The sequence below is a fragment of the Saccharomonospora sp. NPDC046836 genome, assembly GCF_040645195.1.
Classification (GTDB): Bacteria; Actinomycetota; Actinomycetes; order Mycobacteriales; family Pseudonocardiaceae; genus Prauserella_A.
This window is the reverse complement of sequence record NZ_JBEYXW010000093.1, coordinates 1-6,476: the sequence shown is the minus strand read 5'-3', so window position 1 is coordinate 6,476 and position 6,476 is coordinate 1. Positions and strand designations below refer to the sequence as shown.

Sequence of the window (6,476 nt, the reverse complement as noted above, 5' to 3'; positions counted from 1 at the left end):
GCATCCCCGCGCGTGCGGGGCCGACACTTGCTGACCTGCGAGGTTACCGCGAGGATGCCTCATTTTCATTCATGTGCGTCACCCTTTCGGCACGGGAGGTGCGGCGAGGGCCCCGACCCAGAGGCGGCGGGGTCCGGGCGGTCGCGGCCGGACAGCCCGAATGCGCCGTCCTCGGTCCACACCCACGCATGTGCCTTGGTGGGCAACTGCCGTGCGCCCAGTACCCAGTGGGCCCGTCGGCCGCAGAGCGCAAGGGCGAGGACCGTGGCGAGCGAAATTTCCATGCAGGCGATGCCGCCCCGGTACCAGGCCGGGCGGATCTGCAGTACGGCGGCCGAGACGGCGCCGGCCAGAGCGGGTGAGGCAGCGGGCAGCACCCGCAGAGGCGCCAGCGCCCGGTCATCAGCATCAGAGAGCGCCAGCCAGGTCCGGGCCAGCCAGCGCACCGGACGGGAGGGGGCCGTTCGGTGTCCGGGGCCGGCGCCGCCACATCGGGCATCTGCCCAGGCAGTGTCTGGAGCTCCGGCCCGGCGATGGTGAGGTACCCGGCGTGACGAGCTGGTCGATGGTGGTCTGGATGGTGTGCTCGGCCTTCTCGTCGTGGCCCTCGGCGGCGAGCGTTGCGACGAGGGCACAGGCCGTGGCACTGAACCGCGATCATGTGCGGTCGACTGGCGTCAGAGTTGGCCGGGAACGCACTGCGTCGTTCTGTGTGTTGTTCTGCTCCATCTCGTTGCCCGTTCCAGTTCCCTGCGGGGCAGTGGATGAGGCTGCCAGGAAGAGGGCGAGGGGGCCGGCGGGGAGCAGAAACTGGCCCAGTTGTACTGCGGCCAGGGCCTCGTGCATCGGCCACCAGGTGAGTTTGAAGTCGGCCTCGCTGGGGGTTAGCTGCTGGGGCCCCAGGGTCAGGTCCTCTGCGAGGAACAGGTGCACCCTCGCCGGGGAGGTGAGGGTGGGAGTGAAGGAGCCGAGCGGCTCCCAGCGCGCGCTGGTCACGCCCGCTTCCTCCAGGAGTTCCCGCTGAGCGCACTCCAGGGGCGTCTCGTCGTTCTCGAACCGCCCGCCGGGCAGGAACAGGTACTCGCCGCCGTGCTGGGGGAAGTGTGAGCTGAGGAGTGCGATGTGGCCCTGGGCGTCCCGGGCCACGATGACGGATGCATGCGGGGTGTTGGCCATCGCGGGATGCTAGCGCTTAGCAATGGACCCACGCGGCGTAGGGGACGTTGAACACGGCCGGGTGGGCGATGCCTCGCCCGTGGAAGCCGTCGTCTCCGTAGGCGTCCCCGTGGTCGGCGCACATGATCACCAGCCAGGTTCCGTGCTGCTTGAGGCCGTCGAGGAGGCGCCCGAGGTGGGTGTCCGCGTATGCGAGGGCTGCTCTTTGTGAGGCGGCCGTGTCCGTACTGGAGCCTAGGTAATGCCCGTGGGGGACGTGGGTCGCCGAGACGTTGACGAAGAGAAACGGTGGCTGCTTGTTGTACGCGCCGGCAAGGGTGAGGGCTTCGTCCACCTGGTGGCGGGTGGAGTCGCTGTGGGGGGAGCAGAACTCCGGCTGCCAGCGGTCCATGTCGAACATGTCCGGCAGGACGGAGCCCAGCGGGGTCTCTCGGGAGAAGTAGGTGACGCCGCCGACGCACAGGGTGCGGTAGCCGTGCTGCTTGAGGCCGGCCAAGAGGTTCGGGGCGTCGAACAGGAACGTCTCGGCCGGTACGGTCTTGAAGGCCGGTGGGCGGCACTCCCAGAGGCGGGTTGGCTGGACGGGCTGGGGCAGCTTGGGAAGGAAGCCTGAGAAGAACGCCATGTGGGCCGGAAGGGTGAACGTTCCAGGCGTCTGCCTGCGCTCCCACCGGCCGGCCGGCAGATGAGCGGCGAGCCGCGGCGTGAGCCCGGCATCGACTGCGTCTTGGGCAACGTCGTAGCGCAGCGAGTCGAGGGTGACGAAGAGGATGCCGTGGCCCTGGGAGATGATCTCGGCGGCGTTGATCACGCTCGGTTCCTCTTCGTCTGCCAGGGCCTGATGGTGCCCTTTGCGCGGTCGTTGACGGGGATGGGCACCAGGTCTCTGCTGATCATGTCGCGGATGGTCGCGAGGCCAGCCCCCTGGAGGACTTCGCCGCCGGGGCCGTGGAGCCGGATGCGGACGTACCCGTCGGAGTCGGACAGCCACGCCCCGGCCACCGGCGCCTCCTGCAGCGCGGAGAGGAACTCCTCCTCGGTTCGGGCGCCCATAGTGGTGACCTCGCAGGCGTAATGCCGGGCGTTGGTGGCTCCCCTGCACAGGCGGTCGGCGTAGGTGGCGATCAGAGGGCTGCTGCTGTGGGCGACGAGCAGACGGCGCACCTGGTGGGTCACAACCAGACATGAGCCCAGCCACCAGGCGACGCCTTCGTGCAGGTCGGAACGGTGGATGCCGACGGCGCCGCCTTCGCGGATGACCGATGCGGTGTCGATCGGGTTAAGCACGCGGGGGCTCCAGATGGCTGAGGATGATGTCGGCCAGGTCGTCGGGGGGCGCTTCGCTGGTGTCGAGACACACCGCGCTTGTGTCCTGGGCGGCGACGCGCTCGAAGTTCTTCAGCAGGCTGGTCAGCCGGCCCGGGATGGAGAGGAGTTCGTGATCGTCCGCTTTGGTGTCCTGCTTGGTGGTCAGGCGTTCTCGCAGCTTCTCCTCAGTGCAGGTGAGGTAGAAGGTGCGGGTGGGTTCGACCAGGTACTCGCGGAAGGGGAGGAGTCGCTGGGCGACCGTCTCGACGGGGACCCGGTGCACCGTGGCGAGGCACGCCGTCACGGAGGAGACGTACCGGTCGGCTACGACCGGGCCCAGGGCGCGGGCCTGCCGGATCAGGTCCGAGGCGTGGAGCAGCCCGGAGAGGTAGAAAGCGAACTGGGGCAGGGGGCGCAGGGCCGTGTGGACTGTGACGGACCAGCTGTCGTGGGGTGCGGGCAGGGTGTGGAGGGTGGTGGCGCTCAGGCGGTCGCGCAGGGCGGTGGCGAGTGTCGTTTTACCGATGCCCGAAACGCCTTCCAGGACGATGAAGGGGCCGTTTACGCCGTCCTGGGTCGGCAGAGTGGGCGTGCCGGTGCTGTTCACAGGGATCCCTCGGTGAAGGCGCTGACGTGGCTCGCGGTGGCCTCGGCGAAGTGCCTGTGGTGGTTCACGAGCTTACTGAGGTCAAGGCGTAGGTCGTCGCGGAGCAGGCACGGCTGGAGGCTGCCGGTGTGGTCCAGGCGCAGGGCCCAGAATCCCTCGACGCAGTGCGTGCGCTTCGGGCAGGCTCCGCACTGCCCGACGTGGTGGCGGCCGAGGTTGCGGTGAATGACGTCGATCTCGACTCCGTCGACGCGGAACACCCGCCGCCCCTGGCCGACCCCGGTGACCTCGGTGCGTTCGTCGGCCGTGAGCGTCCGCAGATGGGTGATCAGCGCGTCCGCGGAGACGGCCGAGGAGGCTCGGGATTCGTTGAAGTCGGTGCTGACCAGCTCGATGAACTGCACGGGCAGGCGCCGGTTCAGCGCGAACTCCAAGATGGAGCCGATCTCATGCTCGTTCTCCCGCTGGAGCAGGCAGTTCAGCTCCACCTGCGGGAAGATGTCCCGGGCCTGCTCGATGCCGTCCAGAACGGCATCAATGCTGATACGGGTATTGGCGATGGCGCGTATCGACTCGTCCGAGAAGTAGTGCAGCGACACCTTCACCTTGTCCAGGCGGGTGCCGGCCAGCCACGACCGGTGGGTGCGCAGACGGGTGCCGTTGGTGATGAGGGTGTAGGAGCCGCCGGCCCCCAGGTCCGGCAGGTTCTCCAGGACAGGGCGGGCCAGCGGTGACGTCAACGGCTCCCCGCCGGTGAAGTACACCCGTTTGAGTCCCGCACCGGCCAGTGCCTCGATCGAGGTCAGGTAGTTCTCGGCCGAGAACTGCTTCACCCGGGGCTGAAGAGTCCGGTTGGCCCGGGTGACCGGCGGCGGGATGTCGCCCTCGTTGTGGCAGAACCAGCAGGCGATGTTGCAGCGGGGGGTGAGAGAGACGCGCAGCTGTCCGCGGAGGGCCGCGAAGTTGCGCAGGGCGGTGTAGTCGACGGCGGAGCTGTGGTCAAGCGGAACGGCCATGATGCCCTCCTGAAGAGAGACGGTGACATCGTGGGCGCCTGGCTGGTCCGCAGGAGCCAGAACCCGGGTGGCGCCGCCCGACTGTCGGGCTGTCCGACGCCGCCAGTACATGGCAACAGAGCCGAGAATCCGAGGGGTTGACGGTACTCTCGCGGTACCCCCGGCACGTCACGTTACGTGTATCGCTTGTTACGCAGGGAAGGGAGTGTTGTGTGGATGACCTGATCCGTCACCCCCTGGCGTACGCCCGCATCCAGGCCGGCTGGACCCAGCCCGACCTCGCCGACCGCGTCCGCCGGGCGGCCGAGCGCCGCGGCCTGCAATCCGGCACCAAGAAGCAGCGGATCTGGGCCTGGGAGACCGGACGAGCACAGCCCGACGCCGACTCCCAGACCTACCTCGCCGAAATCTTCGGCGTGGACCCCGCCGTCACCGCCACCACCCCGTGGCCCGACTGGCTCCCCGGCCGCGAACACCCCCACCCCCTCACCCCGCACAGCACCGCCCCAGCTTTACGAGAGGCCCTGCGCACCTCCATGGACCGCCGCACCTTCCTCGCTTACTCCACCGCGGCCCTCACCGGCCTCACCCACCAGTGGGCGACCACAGAGCCCACCGCCCTCGCCCGCTCCCTCGACGGCGGCCGGCTCGACCCCGACCTCCTCGACGTCCTGGAGAAATCCGGACTCCGTCTCGCCGGCATGATCACCCACCAGCGCCAGCACACCCTCGCCACGCTCGACGGCCACCTCGCCACCGTCACCGACCTCATCGCCGACGCCACCTACACCCCAGACCAGGCCGCCCGACTGCACACCCTTGCCGCCCGCCTCGCCCAGACCGTCGGCTGGACCCGCTTCGACGCCGGCCAGCACGCGGCCGCCGCCCGCCTCTGGCACGGCGCCCTCCACAGCGCCCACGCCGCCCACGACCGCGACCTCGGCGCCGGCATCATCAGCGACCTCGCCTACCAAGCCACCTGGCGCCACGACCCCGCCACCGCCGCCACCATCCTCCAGCACGCCGTCGCCCGCACCGAACACCCCACCGCCCGAGCCCTGCTCCACCTCCGCCTCGCCCGCGCCCAGGCCGCACTCGGAGACGCCACCGACTGCCGCACCTCACTCCGCGCCGCCGAGCACAACCTCGACCGGACCGCCCCGGACCCCGCCCCCGCGTGGTGTGCATGGTTCGGCCCCGAAGACCTCCAGGTCGACACCGGCCAAGCCCTCGTTGACCTCGGCGACACCGGCGAAGGCGACGCCCTCATCCACCGCGGCATCACCCACCTCAGCCCAGCACGGGCAAAGACCCGGGCCGTGTTCCTCTCCTACCGCGCCTCCACCCTCCTCACCCAGGGCCACGCCGACGAAGCGTCCAAGGCGGCCACCGAGTCCCTGACGCTCGCCCAGACCATCGGCGCCCCCCGCTGCGTCACCCTCATCCAGCGACTACGCCCCCGCTTCGAGGAGCACCTACAAGCCCCTGGCGTCGCCGAACTCTTGCACGCCAGCCAGGCGGCGAGCACGTAGTCCTTCAACGCCCAAGCGCCGCCCCACGAAGCCGTGGCGGAGCCATCGCCCTGTGCCCGTCAGGGCAAGGGCGCAACAGAGTCCGGGCCGATGTCGTCGCGGAGCCGGAGGAAGCGCACCGGGTGCCGGTACCGGCCTGCGTCGTCCACCGAGGTGTCGCCGACGACCTCGGCGACGAGGACCGGCGCGACGGGGACGTGCGGCAGAGGCAGGCGCGTCCCCCAGCCGGCCGAGAACTGCACGCCGTGCCACGGGTGGTCGTCACCGGCCGCCGTGAGGCGGGCGCCCACCTCCCGGCGTGCGGTGGCCGAGAGCGGCGTCGTCCGGGCGATCATCCGGAAGCGCGCCTCGGCATCCCAGCGGCCGAGCAGCAGGGCGTCCGGTGCCGAGAGGGGCCCGGTCACCGCACCCACCACGCCCTCGGTGGACTCCCGCGACCGCACCTTCCACCAGCCGCCCTTGCCAGCCCGGTACCGTCCGCCGGCAGGCTTCACCACCACCCCCTCGACACCGGCCCGCGCCCAGTCCGGGTCCATCCAGGCCAGCGCCCGGTCCCGCTCCGTCGTGGACCCCACCAAGGCCCACCGGCCGCCCAGCACCCCGCCGGTGAACAGCGCCTCCAGACGCGCCCACCGCTCCCGGTACGGGCGGCCCATCAGGACCTCTCCGTCGGCCTCCAGCAGGTCGACGGCGACGACGTGCGCAGGCGTCGACCTGCTGGCGGAGCGGGCGCGAAAGCCCGCCAGCCGGGCCCGCTGCTGCAACGCCGCGAAGTCCAGCCTCCCGTCCCGCAGGACGACCAGTTCGCCGTCGAGAACCAGGTCCATGCCGATGCCG

8 protein-coding genes are annotated in these 6,476 nt (G+C 70.4%); 1 reads left to right on the top strand and 7 read right to left on the bottom strand.

Annotation, left to right across the window (positions count from 1 at the left end; translation table 11 throughout):
• Positions 1 to 65 precede the first annotated feature (65 nt).
• From ABZ863_RS35170 to ABZ863_RS35145, 6 genes are all read right to left on the bottom strand, one after another.
• Positions 66 to 446 (bottom strand): lasso peptide biosynthesis B2 protein, encoded by a 381-nt coding sequence (locus ABZ863_RS35170; RefSeq protein ID WP_165400827.1) that lies wholly within the window; start codon positions 444 to 446, stop codon positions 66 to 68.
• Positions 447 to 657: 211 nt separating this feature from the next.
• On the bottom strand, positions 658 to 1,176 hold the full coding sequence (locus tag ABZ863_RS35165) for an NUDIX hydrolase (protein ID WP_358544059.1): 519 nt from the start codon (positions 1,174 to 1,176) through the stop codon (positions 658 to 660).
• Positions 1,177 to 1,192: 16 nt separating this feature from the next.
• Positions 1,193 to 1,987, bottom strand: a complete 795-nt coding sequence (locus ABZ863_RS35160; RefSeq protein WP_358544057.1) for an STM4013/SEN3800 family hydrolase — start codon at positions 1,985 to 1,987, stop codon at positions 1,193 to 1,195.
• Complete coding sequence (locus ABZ863_RS35155; protein ID WP_358544055.1) at positions 1,984 to 2,463, bottom strand: hypothetical protein; 480 nt, start codon at positions 2,461 to 2,463, stop codon at positions 1,984 to 1,986. Before ABZ863_RS35155 ends, ABZ863_RS35160 begins: the two co-directional genes overlap by 4 nt.
• A complete protein-coding gene (locus ABZ863_RS35150) occupies positions 2,456 to 3,091 on the bottom strand; it encodes a hypothetical protein (RefSeq protein ID WP_358544052.1) in 636 nt (211 codons plus the stop codon). Before ABZ863_RS35150 ends, ABZ863_RS35155 begins: the two co-directional genes overlap by 8 nt.
• Positions 3,088 to 4,107, bottom strand: a complete 1,020-nt coding sequence (locus ABZ863_RS35145; RefSeq protein ID WP_358544050.1) for a radical SAM protein — start codon at positions 4,105 to 4,107, stop codon at positions 3,088 to 3,090. Before ABZ863_RS35145 ends, ABZ863_RS35150 begins: the two co-directional genes overlap by 4 nt.
• A gap of 212 nt (positions 4,108 to 4,319) precedes the next feature.
• Here ABZ863_RS35145 and ABZ863_RS35140 point away from each other — a divergent pair, with 212 nt between their 5' ends.
• The gene (locus tag ABZ863_RS35140) at positions 4,320 to 5,639 is read left to right on the top strand and encodes a hypothetical protein (protein ID WP_358544048.1); all 1,320 of its coding nucleotides are present in this window, start codon (positions 4,320 to 4,322) and stop codon (positions 5,637 to 5,639) included.
• A 59-nt stretch (positions 5,640 to 5,698) separates the two neighbouring features.
• Here the strand turns inward: ABZ863_RS35140 and ABZ863_RS35135 are convergent.
• On the bottom strand, positions 5,699 to 6,476 hold a 778-nt coding region (locus ABZ863_RS35135), incomplete at its 5' end, for an ATP-dependent DNA ligase (RefSeq protein ID WP_358544045.1).